The following is a 16,233-nucleotide window of genomic DNA, read 5'->3' as shown; positions in this document are numbered from 1 at the left end:
TTGTCGACAGACGCATGCAAACCCTGTCATTGGCCACACGATTTCCTGTGACTCGAAAATGTGATTCTCACCCCCGGGACGATTCAGGTCATGCGGACATCCCCATCAGCAATTCGTGTAGCAAACTGTAGTTAATTACTCAAAACAGCCCGTAATTCCACTGAAACGAGCGGCATTGGAGCAGTGCAGGAAACGGGATATAGTACAGGGTTTTTGTTGGGTTTTGGCAAGATTCCATGCAGGTGCAAGGAGTGTAGTTATCAAGATCGTCGGCCATGATGAGCACGATATTGGGCCGTTGGGATGGCTCGGCGGCCGTCAGCGGTGTGTCGAGCAACTGCGAAACCCCAGTCGCCAAGAGCAGAAGCAGAGGTGCCACGTTTCGATGTCGAAGCGACTGGCGGAGGCACCCAAAAACGGAACGCAAGTTAGAAATCATGAAGGAATCTCTCAATCGGCTTGGGCAATCGGTGCGATTCGCGGTGGGCAAGGACAGAGGCCCGCTCGTGAGTGCATTCTGCGGACCAAAAATTCTTCCGTCAATTCCGACCTTGTTTTCGCTGGCGATCTCATCGAACGACGTTCCCGAATTTTCCCCGAAAAGACCGATGAACCAAAGACAAATCCCGCACAATCCGCGTCTTCCGTTTCTTCCGAAGGTGGGTTGGCCGTCGTATTGAAACCTTTGCATCAAGTTCGCAAGCCCTGCAGACTCGGAAGCCGAAAAAGAATTTGCTTGACATCAAGCATCAAGTATAATTGCGGTAAGATTTCCCAATCTATCACCACAATGTGGGGCTGAATGCGATGTCGGAAGCAATCGACGACGTAAAATCGAAAAAGAACAGTCGTCGGGAGAAACCAGAGAAGGACCGACGCCCCAAGGCACCGGAAACGGTGCTGACCTCGCTCCAATTGGTCTCTGTGGCCGCTACGTTGGGAGCGATTGTCCTGTTGGTGTTGTCGCTGGCTCGTTACGGTTGGGCATTGCCCGGTTAGTGAGACGCGGGTCGTCCGCTTGTCGGCTACCGATGAACTCCTTATTCTCAAATCGAAGTGCTATCTTTCTTCGAGGAATAGGGACACGCCCCCATGAAGCGATTTGCCACCTGGATTGCCGTTGTTGTTGCGATTTCGGGTTGTGCGTCTGAGACGGAACCAACAAACGCGACACCCGCCCCTAAAACTCCGTCCGCACCGGCGATTGCAGAGCCGAGCTCTGAACCCTCAGCGTCTGAGAACACCGCCACCGATGAAGTCATTGTGATCGATGTTCGCAGCCAAGAGGAGTGGGACTCTGGGCACGTCGAGCAGGCGGTTCATATTCCGCATACCGAGATCGCCGACCGAATCTCCGAAGTGACTACCGACAAAGACGCCAAGATTGTTTTGTACTGTGCTGTCGGCGGTCGTGCCGGTAAGGCCAAGTCCTTCTTGGAAAAACTGGGTTATACGAACGTCGAGAACGGCGGTGGCTACGAAGACGTCAAGGACCGCTTCTAGAGTCGTTGACTTTTGCTCCCCGTGATCACACGATTGGCGACTTCCTCTCTAATGCTTCATTAATCGATCCTGCAAGCTGAGTTTGATGCGGCATCTTGGTGGTCTTCTCAGTCCTTGAAGGCGAGTGCCACCGCCCACCTCAGATCGATGTGCGGGTGGCAGGTTTCTCGCCCAAGCGTTTCGGCGGAATCGTCTGTTATAAGGAACCGATGCGGTTTGCTCCGGTGGTTGGGTTCCAGAAGAAGAGATCGTCTTGCGGCGTATTGGTGAAGACATCTTCGATGAGGCGAACGGTTTGTTCGTAGTCACCGTTGACCCCGCCGGCTGCGAGAGCGTTATCGACGAATGCCGGATCGGCTGTGGGGTCGATATCGGACAGCACGCTGCGATTTTCGCCCGTGGTCGGATCCCAGGCGAAGACGTCATCGAGGCCGTCACCGTTGAGGTCGGCGACTTCCACCGTCTTGTAAACCGAACCGTTGAGTAGCGAAGCGTTGCCATCGCGGATCATGTCAACCGCCGTGCTGCCACCCGAGGGCATCAACGAAACACGTCGATTTTTCCCGCTGGAAAGATTTGTAAACAACAGCTCATCGACGCCGCCGGACTCGAATTCACCGACGTGGACGGATTCGAAATCGTCGCCGTTGATTTGAGTGGGATCGATCACGTTGTCTTCCACGTTACTCACCGCGCTGTCCGTCCCCGCGGTGACAGCCACGAAATGGGCGATGCGGTTGCGTCCACTGGTGGGATTCCAGAAGAAGACGTCCGCTTGATCGATGCCATCGAAGTTCCCCACGACGGCGGTGGTGAAGTCGTTGCCGTTGATTTGGGTGGGATCGATCACATTGGTTTGGAACGTGTTCATCACGCTACCGGTGCTGCCGTTCCAGTGGATCAAGCGATTGCGTCCACTGATGGGGTTCCAGAACAACAGATCGGTGTTACCGCCACCGTCGAAGTCCCCGACGAGCACCTCGGTAAAATCGCCACCGTTGATCAGAGTCGGATCAATGGCATTCGCTTGTTGCGTCCGGGTGCCATCGCCGAACAGCAGGAGATTGGCTCCGGTGTTCGGATTCCAGAAGAAAATGTCATCGATCGCCACCGTCGGCGTGTCGTCGAAATTGCCGCTGACTAGCGTTGTGAAGTTGCCGTTGATATCGACGGACGGAACCGGATTCGTGACGAATGTCGCTTGGTTCGGATGCAGATCATCGTTCTGAATCAGGCCGTCACCCGTGCCGACCGCGATCGTCACATTCCGTCCACTGGCTTGAAGATTGGACAAATCGACGCTGAACTGTTCGTCGACTTCGAAATCATGATCACCATTGATGTCGACCGAGACGGTTTGCGTCTCACCAGCACTGCCGACGAAATTCAATGTGCCGTTGACTGCGGTGTAGTCGGAACCGGCGGTTGCGGTGCCATCGTTGGTAGCAAAGTCCACGGTGAATGGTGTATCGACGGCATTGTCGAGCGTGACGGTGAAGATCGCCTGGGACGTGCCGTTGTTGCGTTCGATGACGTTCACGTCAGTGATCGACAATGTCGCGGCATCGTCGTTGGTGATGGTGCCAAGTCCTTGGCTATCGGAAAACGTCACTTGGCGTCCACCGGCACTGATACCGCTGAGGTTGAGGAAGAACGTCTCATCCGGTTCGATCTGCGTATCGCCGTTCACTTGCACGGTGATGGTTTCCGTGGAACCGGCAGTCACGCTGCCGAAGTTGCGAGTGGTCGTAGTGAGAGCCGTGAAGTCGCTGGCCGTGGCGGTGTTGTTACCGGTTTCGAAATCGAAGCTCACACCGGTGTCGACTTCCGCATCCAACGTGACGGTAAATGTGAACACAGTCGAGCCGGCATTACCTTCAGCAGCGGTCACATCGTCAATGCTGATCGTCGCCACATCGTCATTCGAGATAGTGCCCACGCCGGTGTCGTCGGCGATGATGGCTCCCATCGCGTTTGACAGCATCACCGTGAACGTCTCATCGGCTTCGACTTTGGTATCCCCTTTGACAAAGATGGTAATCGTTGTTTGCGTTTGCCCTCGAGGAATCGTCGCTGTGTTAGCCGCATTGAGGAAGTCGTCGCCACCGTTGGCATCTTGTTGTGCCGTTCCGTCAACTGCTGCAAAATTGAATTGCACATCCTGATTGGTTGTTTGGTTCAGTGACACTGTAAACGTGACCGCAGTGTCGCCACTGTTTCCTTCGTCCATCGTGACGTCGTCGATAGAAAGTTCAGCAGGCGGATTGTCGACGGTGATCATCGTAGTCGCTTCAGAGAAATTCGTCCCGTTATTAACGTCGACACGGAAAAGAATGTTCTCTGTTCCGACAATATCCGCGAAACTGTTCCAGACAAACGTTCCGCCACTGATTGGCGTGGCGAGATTCGAAGCCGGGTTCAGCAGCGGAGATGACATGGCAGGCGTGGCGTCGAAGTAGGTGGCCCCGTTGTCGATTGACCAACCGAACGTCAATTCCACCGGACTGTTCAAAGAGTCGATGACGTCGAAGTTGATGGTGATGTTCCCAGTCTCGGTCGTCCCGACCGGAGAGTTGATGACCGCCATCGCATTCGCCACCGCCTCGAAGGCTCCCATATCGACGGAAGAACCCGAGATCCGCGGATTTCCGGTGCCGCGTTGGTCGGTGGTGAGCGGGTTGCTCATCGCATCGACGGTGAGAGCGTTGTCACCCGCGTTGATCGCTGGGCTACCGGCAATCAACGCATGGGTTTGAGTCGGTCCGCCGTTGTTGGCGAGATTCGTATCTAGCACGGTCGTGATGTCGATCGTACCACTGCCGTTGTTGCCGACGATGTTACCGTCCTGACCATTCATTATGCCGCCGGCGGTATTGGCATCGCCGATCAGGTTATTGTTGGCGGTGTTGATGGTGTCGCCGTCGATGTCGTTCGCAGTGGTCATGCCGTCGACGAAGTTCCCAGCGATGATGGAATTGTTGAGTATTTCGACGGTTCCGAAGTCATCCCCAGCAAAAATTCCGCCACCGACTTCGTTCGGATCGTTGTTGTCGGCGTCAGCGATATTGCCGGTAACTGTGGAGTTGGTCACGGTCAGCGTGTCGGAATTTGTAAAGATCCCGCCGCCATTCCCGTTGGCCGAATTTCCGGAAACGGTCGAGTTGATCACCTGGAAAATTCCCCGGTTCGAAATCCCACCGCCGCGACCACCCGAGGTGTTGTTGTCGATCGTCGAATTGAGGACGAACGCCGATGCATTCGTGCTGATGCCACCCCCGACCGATGTGGCCATATTCCCGGAGATTGCGGAGTCGATCACGCTCAACTCGCCGGTGTTGCCGATCCCCCCGCCTGTATTTGCCGAATTACCCGTGATGACTGATCGCATCACCGTCAGCGTGCCTAGTTGGTTATTGATTCCTCCGCCGTCGTCCGCCCCGGTGTTGCCGGTAATTGCCGAATCCGAAATGGTCAGATCTTCGAAATTCCAGATCCCGGCCCCATTCACAAGGGCAACGAGCCCGTTTTGAATCGTCAGGTTAGCCAGGTTGACCGTTGCCTGGTTTGAAGGGTTTCCGTCGTTGACCTGTAACACTCGGCTATTACTTTGCGCATCGATGACAATATTGTTCATTTCGCCATCGATGCTGAGACCTTTGTCGATGAGCAATTCGCCATTGGTCAGGTTAATCGTGCCCTGCACGCCGAAGGTAATCGTGCCACCGTCAGCAATGGCGGCGATGGCGTCTCGCAGACTGACGTCTCCCGTGTTGATGCCATCGTTTTCATCGACCAGCGTATTGACGATGAGTGTCGAGGGCGGACCCAGCGTCTCGAACGCTCCGATGTCGACCATTGCACCTTGAATCCGGGCGAAACCCGTGCCGCGTTGGTCGGTCATCAAGGCGTTGTTCATGCCATCGACAGCGAGCGGGTCACTTCCCGCGTCGATCGCCGGGGAACCGGTGACCAACGCATGGGTTTCGGTGGCGCCGCCGTTATCGGCCAGCGTGGTATTCAAGACGGTACTGATGGCGAGAGTCCCGGTCCCGCTGTTCCCGACGATGTTACCGTCCTGACCATCTATGATATTGCCAGCCGTACCACTATCGCCTATCAGATTGTGATTAGCGGTTTCGATGGTGTTGTCAATGTCATCGGGAACCGGAGCAGCCGTGCCGCGAAAGTTTCCAGCGACGATCGAATTGTTGAGTGTATCCGTACCGTCACCGGCAATACCACCGCCAGCATCAAATGAGAAACCGCTGTCGTCGGCATCAGCCGTGTTTCCCGTAATCGTAGAATTCGAGACGGTCAGTACACCTGGGACATTAGGAGAAGATGCGAAGATGTTAAGAATTCCTCCTCCTCCTTGATTGGCTGAGTTGCCGGAGATCGTCGTATTGATGACTGTCAAGATCGCACCATCGCTGTTCACAATGCCACCTCCACTGTTCCCGACCGAATTTCCTGTGATGGTCGAGTTGAAAATCGTGAGTGTGCCATTGTTCGCGATGCCGCCCCCATTGAAGGCCAAATTGTTCGCGATAGTCGCATTGGAAATCGTGAGAGTTTCGAGATTTTGAATACCGCCACCCCGTCCGAAGCCTGCGGACCCGTCGCCGTTCGCGATCGTTAGATTGGCAAGAGAAACAACCGCCTGGTTGTTGGTATTTCCATCATCGACATTGAACACCCGATTGCTACCGCCGGCATCGATGATGATCTGGTTCGTTTCACCATCAATGCTGAGACCTTTGTCGATGGTCAACTCACCGTTGGTTAGATTGATCGTGCCTTGGACTGAGAACGTGATATCGTCACCATCGCTGGCGGCGGCGATTGCGTCCCGCAGACTTACACCGCCGGTGCCGATGCCGTCGTTTTCGTCAACCAACGTATCGACCGTGAATGACGCCAGCAGCGTGCGGTCTTCGAGGACTTCCGTCGCGGTGGGCATGGAGAGACTTCGGCGAATGTTTTTCCGGCGGTCGTTTCGGAGTTGCTCTTGAATGCGGTTGGCGACCAGCTCGCGGGTCTGGCGGATGCGGGTCCAGAATTTCGATTGTGAAAACATCGGCGGAGTCTTTCGGAAATGGCGAAGCGATGGAATGGGCTGGAATCGGCTGAGTGATTTCAGGGACTTGAGTGTTGGAGAAAGTCGCAAGAGCCTCTGCTGATAAATACGCGGGGCTTGGACATTCCCATCGCAAAATTTTTCGAAAGCAATTTTTCTGCCAACAATCGTACGTAGCCGCACGAAAACCTTGATTGCGGTACAAACCACGCGGTAGAGTAGTGGGAGCACAAAGCCCACTCCTCAGTCGGACCTACGGTGGGAGACTTTGCCGCAGGGAGTTCGTGGCCGGGTTTTGACATCACTCATCCGACCGTCGGTTGTTCTCCGACGGTGGCGGGAGGGAATATGTCGCCAGAACCGGGCAACACACTCAGCCAGACTGCATTTCAACGCGTACAAGCCGGAGATTCCGACGCTTGCGAGTTGGTCGTTCGAGTGTATGGTCCGGTCGTCTATCGGTGGGCCAGACGCGAAGGGCTTGCGGATGATGTGGCTCAAGACGTCATGCAAGACGTCTTCCTGACCGTCTTCAGTCGTCTCGATGCCAACCGCGAAGGTCGTTTCCGCAATTGGCTGTGGCGAGTGTTTCGCAGTCGACTGACCGATCGATTTCGTCGAGAACAAAAGCAACCTCTCACACTAGGCGGCACAACCGGCCAACAATTTTTTCAAAGTGTGCCTAATCTCGCCGATGCCCCGCCGAACGAACATTCTCCCGATGGACGTGCCGATCAGAGAGTTTTGCTGATGCGGGCCGTGCTAGCGATGAAATCGCGATTTCAAGAAAACGTTTGGCAAGCGTTTTGGCGAGTTGTCATCGACGGTCAACCGCCCAGCGATGTCGCTGCGGAACTCGAGATGTCGACGTGGGCTGTCTACAAAGCGAAGTCGCGATGTTTGAAGCTCATTCAAACCGAACTCGCCGGCTTGGAGATCGAATGGAATCGCAGTCTACTCACGCAATGATGCGAAACCGGATCGAAAACCGGCATGCATGTCCAAGCCGAACGTAGTAATAAGTATGACATTCCCGATTCCGTCGCGTTAATCGCCGGATACGACAGATGCCCATTGACCACGAGTGCCCCGACGAAGACACGCTCCGGAAAGTCCTTCAAGACACCTCCGGCGAGGTCGAACTCGAGGAATTGGCTCACCATATCGATCGTTGCCACGACTGTCAGCAACTGATCGAGCGTTTGGGGCGGGAAGCGGGTGAAGGGGTCTCGTGGGATTCGCTCGACATCGCGGAGTCCACGTCTTCCGCATGCGATGCCGTCGTCAATCGACTGGTGCGGATCGTGCGTGGCGAAACACTGGCCGAATCCCTTGGCGACACCGTCCCCGATACGCCACCACCCGAGCGGTTGGAGCATTTCGAGATCGAAGCAGTGATCGGCCAAGGGGGAATGGGCACGGTTTTCAAAGCCAAAGACACGCGACTCAATCGTTATGTGGCCTTGAAACAACTGCGTCCGATTCTCGCGCGGAACAGCGAAATCCGCCGTCGAATTCTTTCCGAAGCCCAAGCTGCTGCAGCGATCAATCATCCCGGCGTGGTCTCGATTCACTCGGTTCATGACGACCACGATCCCGCGTTTTTCGTGATGGAATATGTGGCGGGTTCTTCGCTCCAAGAGGTTCTGCAGGAACGTCCGAAGTTACCGGCTCAGGAAGCGATTTCGATCGCGACTCAGGTTCTCCATGCGATCGAGGCCGCTCATGCCGTGAACGTCATTCATTGTGACATCAAACCCGCCAACATCCTGCTGGATCGAAATGCGGGAACCGCTCGGCTGACGGACTTCGGAATCTCTTACGCCGCCAGTCGGGAAGAAACCGGCCATCCCGAAAAGTATCTCGGCACACCATTGTATATGTCGCCCGAGCAATGCCGGGGTTCGCAGGTCGATGCCCGCAGCGATCTATTCAGTCTCGGCGTATTGATGTACCGCATGCTCACGGGCACGTTTCCCTTCCTGGGACGGACCGCCGATGCCCTGAAAGTCAACATCCAAAACTCGCCCCCGGTTCCGATTCACACCTATAACCGCGAGATTCCGAATCGGCTTGCCCGTCTGGTTCATCAACTGATCGAGAAAGATCCCAACGACCGCCCCCAGTCCGCGACGGAAGTTCTTCGTCTGTTCGCAGCCTGGCAAACCGCGCGACCATCGGTGTTATCGATTTTGGTGATGAGCATTGGAACGTCGTTGCTGATCGCAGCGATCTACTTGACGATCAGTCGACGAAACACTCAACAACAGCTCCCCGCAATCGACGAAGTTCCGCAAGAATCGTCCGTCTCCAGCTCGGCACAATCGTCGGCGACGGAGTTTATCGAGGCGATTCCCATTCCCGAAACGCGACCATATTATCAGGGAATCGCTTCGCCGAGTTTGCAGTTGCTCGATCCCGATCCGTCGATCGAATTGGAATTTGTCGATCCCGATTGGCGACTCGTCGAGACTTTCCGCGTGAATGGCAAGTTGCGGTCGGCGAAGTTCTGTCCGCTCGATGGGAGCATCTGGTTTTGCTACATGGGTCTGGACGCACCGCCCGGTATCTATCGGATTGGTCCGCTGGGGCCGCCGATTGAGTACGACCGCAAGTTGCCAATGAAGCCCGTCTCGCCGACTCCCGAATTGTGGCGGTCCACCGGTCGCGCTCGTCTTGTCCAAGCGACCTCGATGACGCACCTTGTCGAGTTCTCCCCACAGGGACGGTATTTCGCCTTCCACTACGGACGCGACGGTTTAGTTGTCCTGATGGAAACCGCCACCGGCGAGCAAGTCGGGAGTTACCAATGCCATCTGGATGGCGACAACGACCCCTTTGCAATCGCGTTTTTGCCGACGTTCTACAAAGGAGAAATTGGTTCCGTCGGGGATATACTGACGCTCGACTACGGTTATCCGAGTTCCCCTGGCACCATTTGGAAGTGCACGCTCGAGAATGCATTGTGCGTCGAGATTGGAAACCCCGAACGGTTCTTCAATCCGACCGATATCACCGTCAGCCCGAACGCCGTCTATGTTTGCCAACGGGCACTAGAGGACGAGAAAGGTCCGCGTCATGACAGTCATCGAAACCGAAGGATCTTCGAAGTCCGTCTCGACCGTTTGATTCCGATAACCACGACCCGACACATGCGACTCGTCGAAGGACTTGTCTACGACCCGATCACGAAAGGGTTGCTCGTTACCACGCGTTATCAGTCGGCGTTGTTGCATGTCGATCTCAATTCGGACTCCCCCGAGAAGGAAACCACCGTGATCGCCAAAGGATTCGACGATCCTCGTAGCGACGGTTTAGATATCTCCCCCAACGGCCAATACATTCTCGTCAGCGACTTCTTCGCCGGCACCATCCATGTGCTCGAACGTCTGGTGAATGCCGACGATTGAACAACAGTCGTTGGCCACGTACAAGAAATGTGTGCAACTTCTTCCGGCCCGGTCCGCGATATTTCGGAGACATGACAATGGGGGTTCCGCGTTTCTCGTTCAGCGTCGCAACGATTCTGGTTTTCGCTTCGTCTCTCTATGCGGATTCGCCGGCCGAACGCTTGCTGAAGCAATCCGACGATTGGTTCCAAAGTGAAGAAGGCCGAATCGCTGTGAGCCATATTTTGTCTTGGCAGACGCAGCACGGCGATTGGCCGAAGAATACCGACACCGTCCGCCAACCATTTCCCAAGGGGAACAAGAAACCGGCGGGCACATTCGATAATGGTGCCACCACTGTCGAACTGCGGGTGTTATCGCGGGCGTATCGGGTGACCGGTGACGAGCGTTACAAGGAAGCCTTTCAACGCGGATTCGATCACATTCTTGCCGCTCAATATCCTAATGGCGGTTGGCCACAGTTCTATCCGCTCAGCAAGAACTATCATCGTCACATCACATTCAACGATGGTTCGATGATCCGCCTGCTGCAGTTTCTGCGTGATGTCGCTTTGGAAAGTCAAGACGACTGTCTCGACACCAAACGCCGGTTGCTTGCTCGAAACGCCTTTGAGCGGGGCATTAAGTGTATTGTGAACTGTCAGGTTGTTGTCGATGGAAAACGCACGGTGTGGTGTGCTCAACATCATGCGGAAACACTCGCCCCGGTGCAGGCCCGCAGTTACGAACATCCTTCGCTCAGTGGCGGTGAGAGTGCCGGCATCCTCGTTTTTCTGATGAGTCTCGATGACCCATCACCTGAAGTCATTCAGGCTGTCCGAGCCGGCGTGAATTGGTACGAAGCAAGCAAGATCGAAGGCATCCGCTATCGCAAGAGTCGATCGGAACCCGCGTTGATTTCCGACCCCCAAGCCCCGCCACTCTGGGCTCGGTTTTACGAAATCGAAACGAACCGACCCATCTTCAGTGACCGCGACGGCGTCATCAAATACGACATCGAAGACATCGGCGAAGAACGTCGCGGCGGCTACACCTGGTACGGTTCATGGGGCGTAGACGTATTCAAGACCTACACCAAATGGCCACATCGATGAAATCGATAACCCAGGGTGGCCCCAGGAAGAACACTTTCTGAACTGCAGTCAGGGTGGCACGTCCCAAAGCGAAGCGATGGGCGTGGCAATACGCGTGGCGAGGCCGGAATCCACGCCCTTCCCGTTGGTCTGGCGTGCCACCCGAGCGACTGACTTGCAGCTTCTTGATCACTTCGTGATCCCAGGTTGCAAGCAACCTGGGCCACCCTGCGCCCGTCGTCCTTGCTCAATACTCGTTTTGAGCATCGCCGTCGGACTCTAGACCGGCGAAGTCGCTTTTGACGACTTGTCGCACGACGCGGTCGTCGACTTCCTTCTTGAGTTTGGCGATGGCGTCGGCAAGGGGCATGGCTCCGAGGTCGCCGTCGATGCGGTCGCGGATGGCGACTTGGCCGGTCTCGGCTTCCTTCGGTCCCACGACAAGCATGTAAGGAATCAGATCGAGCTGAGCTTCGCGAATCTTCGCTTGGACTTTCGAACTGCTGCTGTCGACACTCACCCGGAAACCGGCGGCACGGACTTGTTTCTCCACGTCTTTGGCGTAATCGAGTGATTTGTCACTCAACGGCAACACGCGGATTTGCTCCGGCGCGAGCCACAACGGAAACGCGCCGGCGAAGTGTTCGATTAGCATGCCGACGAAGCGTTCCATCGAACCGAACGGAGCACGGTGAATCATCACCGGGCGGTGTGGTCGGTTGTCGGTGCCGATGTATTCGAGTTCGAACCGCTCTGGCAAATTGTAGTCGAGTTGCACGGTGCCCAACTGCCATTCGCGGCCGAGACAATCCCGCACCATGAAGTCGGCTTTCGGTCCGTAGAACGCGGCTTCGCCTTCACACTCAGAGAACTCCAAGCCCGATTCGCTCAGCACTTTCTTGAGCACAGCTTCGGCTTGATCCCACAGTTCATCGCTACCGACGTACTTATCGCTGTTCGGATCGCGTTTCGACAACTGCACGCGGTAATCGTCGAGACCGACACTGTTCAACACGAACTTCACCAAGCCGAGAGTTTCGCGGAATTCCTCCTCGACTTGATCGGGAGTGCAGAACAGGTGGGCATCGTCTTGAGTGAGTCCCCGCACACGGAGCATGCCGTTGAGTTCGCCGGATTGCTCGTGACGGTACACGGTACCAAACTCCGCGAGCCGCACGGGCAGATCGCGGTAGGACCGCGGTTGCGCTTTATACATTTGCACGTGATGCGGGCAGTTCATCGGCTTGAGCAAATACCGCTCTTGCTGTTTCTCCCACGCCCGCAGCTTTTCGACCTTCTCCTCAACGGGAGCCGAGAGATTATAGCCGCCCAACTCACAACCGAGCGTGATCGCGGCATCGACGAATTTCTTTTCGTCGGCTTCACTCAGGGAACCGTCTTTCAGTCGCCGAATCCAACCGTCGACGAGGGCACCGGCATCGTGTTGGAAGATCGGTGCAAACTGCGATTCGCGGTAGTACGGAAAGTGTCCGCTGATTTCGTAAAGTTCCACTCGCCCGATGTGCGGCGAATAGACCGGCTCGTAACCCCGTGCGAGCAATTCTCGTTTGATGAAGTCTTCCAGAATCGCCCGGATGGTCGCACCCTTGGGCTGCCACAAACACAGACCCTGGCCGACATCGTTACTGATGGTGAAAAGATTCAGCCGTTTGCCGAGCACACGGTGATCGCGTTTCTTGGCTTCCTCGAACTTTTCGAGATACGCTTTCAAATCCTTCTTGTCGAAATACGCGGTGCCGTAGAGACGCTGGAGTTGCTTGTTGTCGGCATCGCCTTTCCAGTAGGAACCGGCCACCGAGAGCAGCTTGAACGCTTTGATGCGACCGGCATCCGGGATGTGCGGTCCGCGACAGAGATCGACGAACTCACCCTGCCGATAGAAACTCAAATCACCGTGGTCCGCGAGACCAGTTTCGATGTGCTCGCACTTGAGTTCTTGGTTCAAATCCTGACACAGTTTCAACGCTTCATCCCGACTGAGCGAAAACCGCGAGAACTCCTCGGCTTCGTTGATGATCTTCTTCATCTCCGCTTCGATCGCGGGGAAGTCGTCTTCGCTGATGCGTTGTTTCAGGTCGAAATCGTAGTAGAACCGATTGCCCACGGTCGGCCCGAATGCGAGCCCGACGCCTTCGTACAACCGCATCACCGCGCGGGCCATCACATGGGCACACGAATGCCGCATGACGGCCAAGGCGGCTTCGTCGAGTTCGGCGGCTCGGTCGCCACGATTCTTCTTGGTGAGAAGGGTCAGATTGATCGGCGAATCATCACCGGCGACTTCGTCCAGCGGACGCATGGCATCGACCACGGTGCCATTCACCTCTGCCGCGACTACGTCGTTCGCCAATCGGGAGCCGATCGAAGCGGCCACATCAATCGCCGAACTGCCGGCGGGGTAATCTTTTTGAGTTCCATCGGGAAGCAAAACCGAGACCATGTCGATGCATCCTTCGGCGGCATTTTCGTTGGCCGCCATTGGTGAGATGACCGTGGGAGTCGCCGATACGAAAGGCAATCTCCATCCCCCAACGGTGCAGACACAAACCCGAGCGGCAAGTTCACACGACCGCTCAGGTTCGAAGCGCGTTATAGCCCGTTGACTTTGAGAACGTCAAGCACGAACAACCACCAAGTAAAGCGGACAAAAACTTACTTCAGCCAGGTGCGTCGCGTACGATTTCGCATTTGACAGCGTTAACGTGTGCCACTGCTGGAAATTGCATGTATTAGAGACAATATTACGTAACATTCAATGCGGTTTATGTTTGGGTGGCATGCCCACCGTTTGGGGTGGGCATGGGCCAGCGATGCTTGAATGTCCAATCATGCCCACGTAAAACCGTGGGCATGCCACCCACGACGCTATGTCGATGCAATTTCCTGCAGTGGCACACAACTTCTTTCTTGGTATTAGCTTGTGTTCCTTGCAGTCTCACAAATGCGCAATCGTACGCGACGCAACCGACTGGCTAATAGGTTTCGGTGGGCAAGCCGCAGCGGTTCTGGACTTTGGTGGCGATGGCGTTTAGCTCGTCTTTCGTCAGGGGTGTGACGAAACTCTCCGCGGGTGGGCGGGCGACGGTGTAGACTTGCACGAGTCGAATTTGTCCGCCGGCGTCCAGAACTTCCGCGAGACGTTCGAAGTATTCGTCGATTTCTTCCGGCGTCGGCGGTTCGCCTTGCACCCGCATGAACAGACTTTGAATCACGATCGGTCGTTTCTGGGCCGCCATCGTGATGTTGTCGAGAATCCGTGAGAACGGGATCTTCGTCCGTTCGATGAGGTGATAATAGTCCTCGGTGCCCGCATCGAGTTTCGCCCAGATTTCGCCGTTGTTTTGGTCGAGCAGTTCCAGCCCTGCTTCTACAGCCGGTCGGTGAAACATGCTGGCGTTCGTAATCAGCACGAGTTTTACGTCGTCCAAATTCCACCCGCGTTTGAGTGCGGCGGCACGACGGATGATGTCGTCAAAATTGCGGTACGTCGTCGGTTCGCCATCGCCCGAAAACGCAATGTCGTTGAGTCGTCGTAGGTTTTCAGGAACCGCTTGGAACTTTTCGTCTTGATAGAGTTCACCACTCGTAACGAGTTCCAGCATGTGTTCGAGTTCGGCGAAGAGTTCATCAAATTCGACGAACTTCGTTTCCGCTTCGCTACGACGATCGACTTGGCAATAGATGCAATCGAAGTTGCAGACTTTATCGGGATTGAGATTGACCCCGATCGAAATCCCGCCGCTACGACGCGACAACACCGGATACACGAACCGATTCGCGTGGAATGTACGAGCGTGATCGGTGTGCAACGGCACGATGTTTGTTTCACTCATGGCGGCTGGTTTCAAGGTTGGATCGACAAAGAATACTTTCGCCACTCCGGCGTCAAAATCAATTCGGAGCTGAGGCTCGAAGAGGGAGAATAGAGGATGGCACACCGAATTCTTGCCATTCTCTATCTTCCGTCCTCCATCCTCAGAAAATCAACTACAGGTTCGTGCCAAATCGCGGATGTAATCTAACGCTTCTTCGAGTTCCGGCACATCCACGCCACGTTCGCGTCCGGCTCGGTCACATTCGCCGAGCAGTTGCAGGGTTTCGTAATCTTCATGCGCTGCCAACCGCCGCCGTGCTCGCGCTCCGATGCTGCCGTCGTGCAACTTGTGGGCATCCATATGATGCGCAATCAGCCATAAGGTTCGCTCGGTGCATACATCTTTCAACGCTTCGATCGCCGCCAACACATGATCGGTCGGATCGATTGACTTGCCGACGTCATGCAACAACGCCGCCAGCAAGAACTCTTCATCATAAGGCAACTCGTCGCAGGCGAGATCGAACACCTGCAAACTATGATACAACGCGTCCCCTTCGGGGTGGTGTTTGCGATGTTGCTTCACATCCTTCATCGGCAACATTAACGCGTGATAAATCTGAAACCGATCGATCTGGCTTTCCGCTTCGATCATCGCGTCGTCGAGGGACAAATCCGGATACTCGTGTTCCAAAAGTTGTTCGAATTCCGCGATCGATGCTCGTTCCATCGCTTTGCCGGTGATCGAACTCTTGAAGACATAACTCGCTTTGTCGGGCGTGTATAAGGTCAGTTCGACGGGGAACCGGTCCTGCACGTGGATGTGCGTGAAGACGCGTTCTTCGCCGTGCTTGCGAACGCGTTTGTGCTCCACATCGTAGACGAGACCCTGATCTTCCAGCACGCCGACGATGCTTTCCGAACTTTGGGCGAAGACGTGGATATCGATGTCCGACCCCATCCGCACATGCCCAGTGAGCACGCTGCCGATGATCTTGGGCCGAAACTCACGCAGCAACCGCATCAGCCACAACGCTTGCACTCGCATGTCGCGGAGCTTGTCGAACCGTGATTCACCTTCGTGCATGAAGGCAAAGCGTTGGATTTCGTCACGGATTTCGCTGTTGCTGGGTAGTTCCGAGGGTTTCACCCAACCGTGACAGATTTTCCGAGCCGCTTTGATTTTCGCTCGGTAGTACTCGGATTCCTGACGCGTGTACATCATTCGGGCGGCTTCGAACACGATCTGCCGCCGCAACTTTTCGTTCGCCATGTTTTGAATGTGCCGATATTCTATTGCCCATCGATGCGGCACCGGGCACTCGGATTGTAGAC

At 55.4% G+C, this 16,233-nt stretch carries 10 protein-coding genes; 5 read left to right on the top strand and 5 right to left on the bottom strand.

Going from position 1 to position 16,233, the window contains the following annotated elements; translation table 11 throughout:
• Positions 1-139: 139 nt before the first annotated feature.
• Complete coding sequence (locus AC5DDB_RS19910) at positions 140-379, bottom strand: hypothetical protein (protein ID WP_491741513.1); 240 nt, start codon at positions 377-379, stop codon at positions 140-142.
• Between the two features lie 428 nt (positions 380-807).
• On the opposite strand from AC5DDB_RS19910, the gene AC5DDB_RS19905 reads away from it, so the two are divergent.
• Both AC5DDB_RS19905 and AC5DDB_RS19900 read left to right on the top strand, forming a co-directional pair.
• Positions 808-999 carry a hypothetical protein gene (locus AC5DDB_RS19905; RefSeq protein ID WP_491741512.1) on the top strand — a complete coding sequence of 64 codons (192 nt, stop codon included), beginning with the start codon at positions 808-810 and terminating at the stop codon, positions 997-999.
• Positions 1,000-1,092: 93 nt separating this feature from the next.
• Positions 1,093-1,503: a rhodanese-like domain-containing protein gene (locus tag AC5DDB_RS19900; RefSeq protein WP_491741511.1), complete on the top strand. Its 411-nt coding sequence runs from the start codon at positions 1,093-1,095 to the stop codon at positions 1,501-1,503.
• A gap of 196 nt (positions 1,504-1,699) precedes the next feature.
• On the opposite strand, the gene AC5DDB_RS19895 is transcribed toward AC5DDB_RS19900, so the two are convergent.
• Positions 1,700-6,580 (bottom strand): beta strand repeat-containing protein, encoded by a 4,881-nt coding sequence (locus AC5DDB_RS19895; RefSeq protein WP_491741510.1) that lies wholly within the window; start codon positions 6,578-6,580, stop codon positions 1,700-1,702.
• A gap of 348 nt (positions 6,581-6,928) precedes the next feature.
• Here AC5DDB_RS19895 and AC5DDB_RS19890 point away from each other — a divergent pair, with 348 nt between their 5' ends.
• The 3 genes from AC5DDB_RS19890 (at position 6,929) to pelA (ending at position 11,084) form a co-directional block, all read left to right on the top strand.
• Positions 6,929-7,549 carry an RNA polymerase sigma factor gene (locus AC5DDB_RS19890; protein WP_491741509.1) on the top strand — a complete coding sequence of 207 codons (621 nt, stop codon included), beginning with the start codon at positions 6,929-6,931 and terminating at the stop codon, positions 7,547-7,549.
• A gap of 98 nt (positions 7,550-7,647) precedes the next feature.
• Complete coding sequence (locus AC5DDB_RS19885; RefSeq protein ID WP_491741508.1) at positions 7,648-9,990, top strand: serine/threonine-protein kinase; 2,343 nt, start codon at positions 7,648-7,650, stop codon at positions 9,988-9,990.
• 77 nt (positions 9,991-10,067) lie between these two features.
• On the top strand, positions 10,068-11,084 hold the full coding sequence (gene pelA, locus AC5DDB_RS19880; RefSeq protein ID WP_491741507.1) for a pectate lyase: 1,017 nt from the start codon (positions 10,068-10,070) through the stop codon (positions 11,082-11,084).
• Between the two features lie 226 nt (positions 11,085-11,310).
• Here pelA and thrS read toward each other — a convergent pair whose 3' ends face one another.
• The 3 genes from thrS to AC5DDB_RS19865 form a co-directional block, all read right to left on the bottom strand.
• Positions 11,311-13,524 carry a threonine--tRNA ligase gene (thrS, locus tag AC5DDB_RS19875; RefSeq protein ID WP_491741506.1) on the bottom strand — a complete coding sequence of 738 codons (2,214 nt, stop codon included), beginning with the start codon at positions 13,522-13,524 and terminating at the stop codon, positions 11,311-11,313.
• A gap of 532 nt (positions 13,525-14,056) precedes the next feature.
• A complete protein-coding gene (locus tag AC5DDB_RS19870) occupies positions 14,057-14,917 on the bottom strand; it encodes a radical SAM protein (RefSeq protein ID WP_491741505.1) in 861 nt (286 codons plus the stop codon).
• A gap of 150 nt (positions 14,918-15,067) precedes the next feature.
• Positions 15,068-16,171, bottom strand: coding sequence for an HD domain-containing protein (locus AC5DDB_RS19865; RefSeq protein WP_491741504.1), 1,104 nt, complete (start codon positions 16,169-16,171; stop codon positions 15,068-15,070).
• Positions 16,172-16,233: the final 62 nt, after the last annotated feature.

Source organism: Thalassoroseus sp. (genome assembly GCF_984380535.1).
This window is presented reverse-complemented; position numbering and strand designations above follow the sequence as displayed.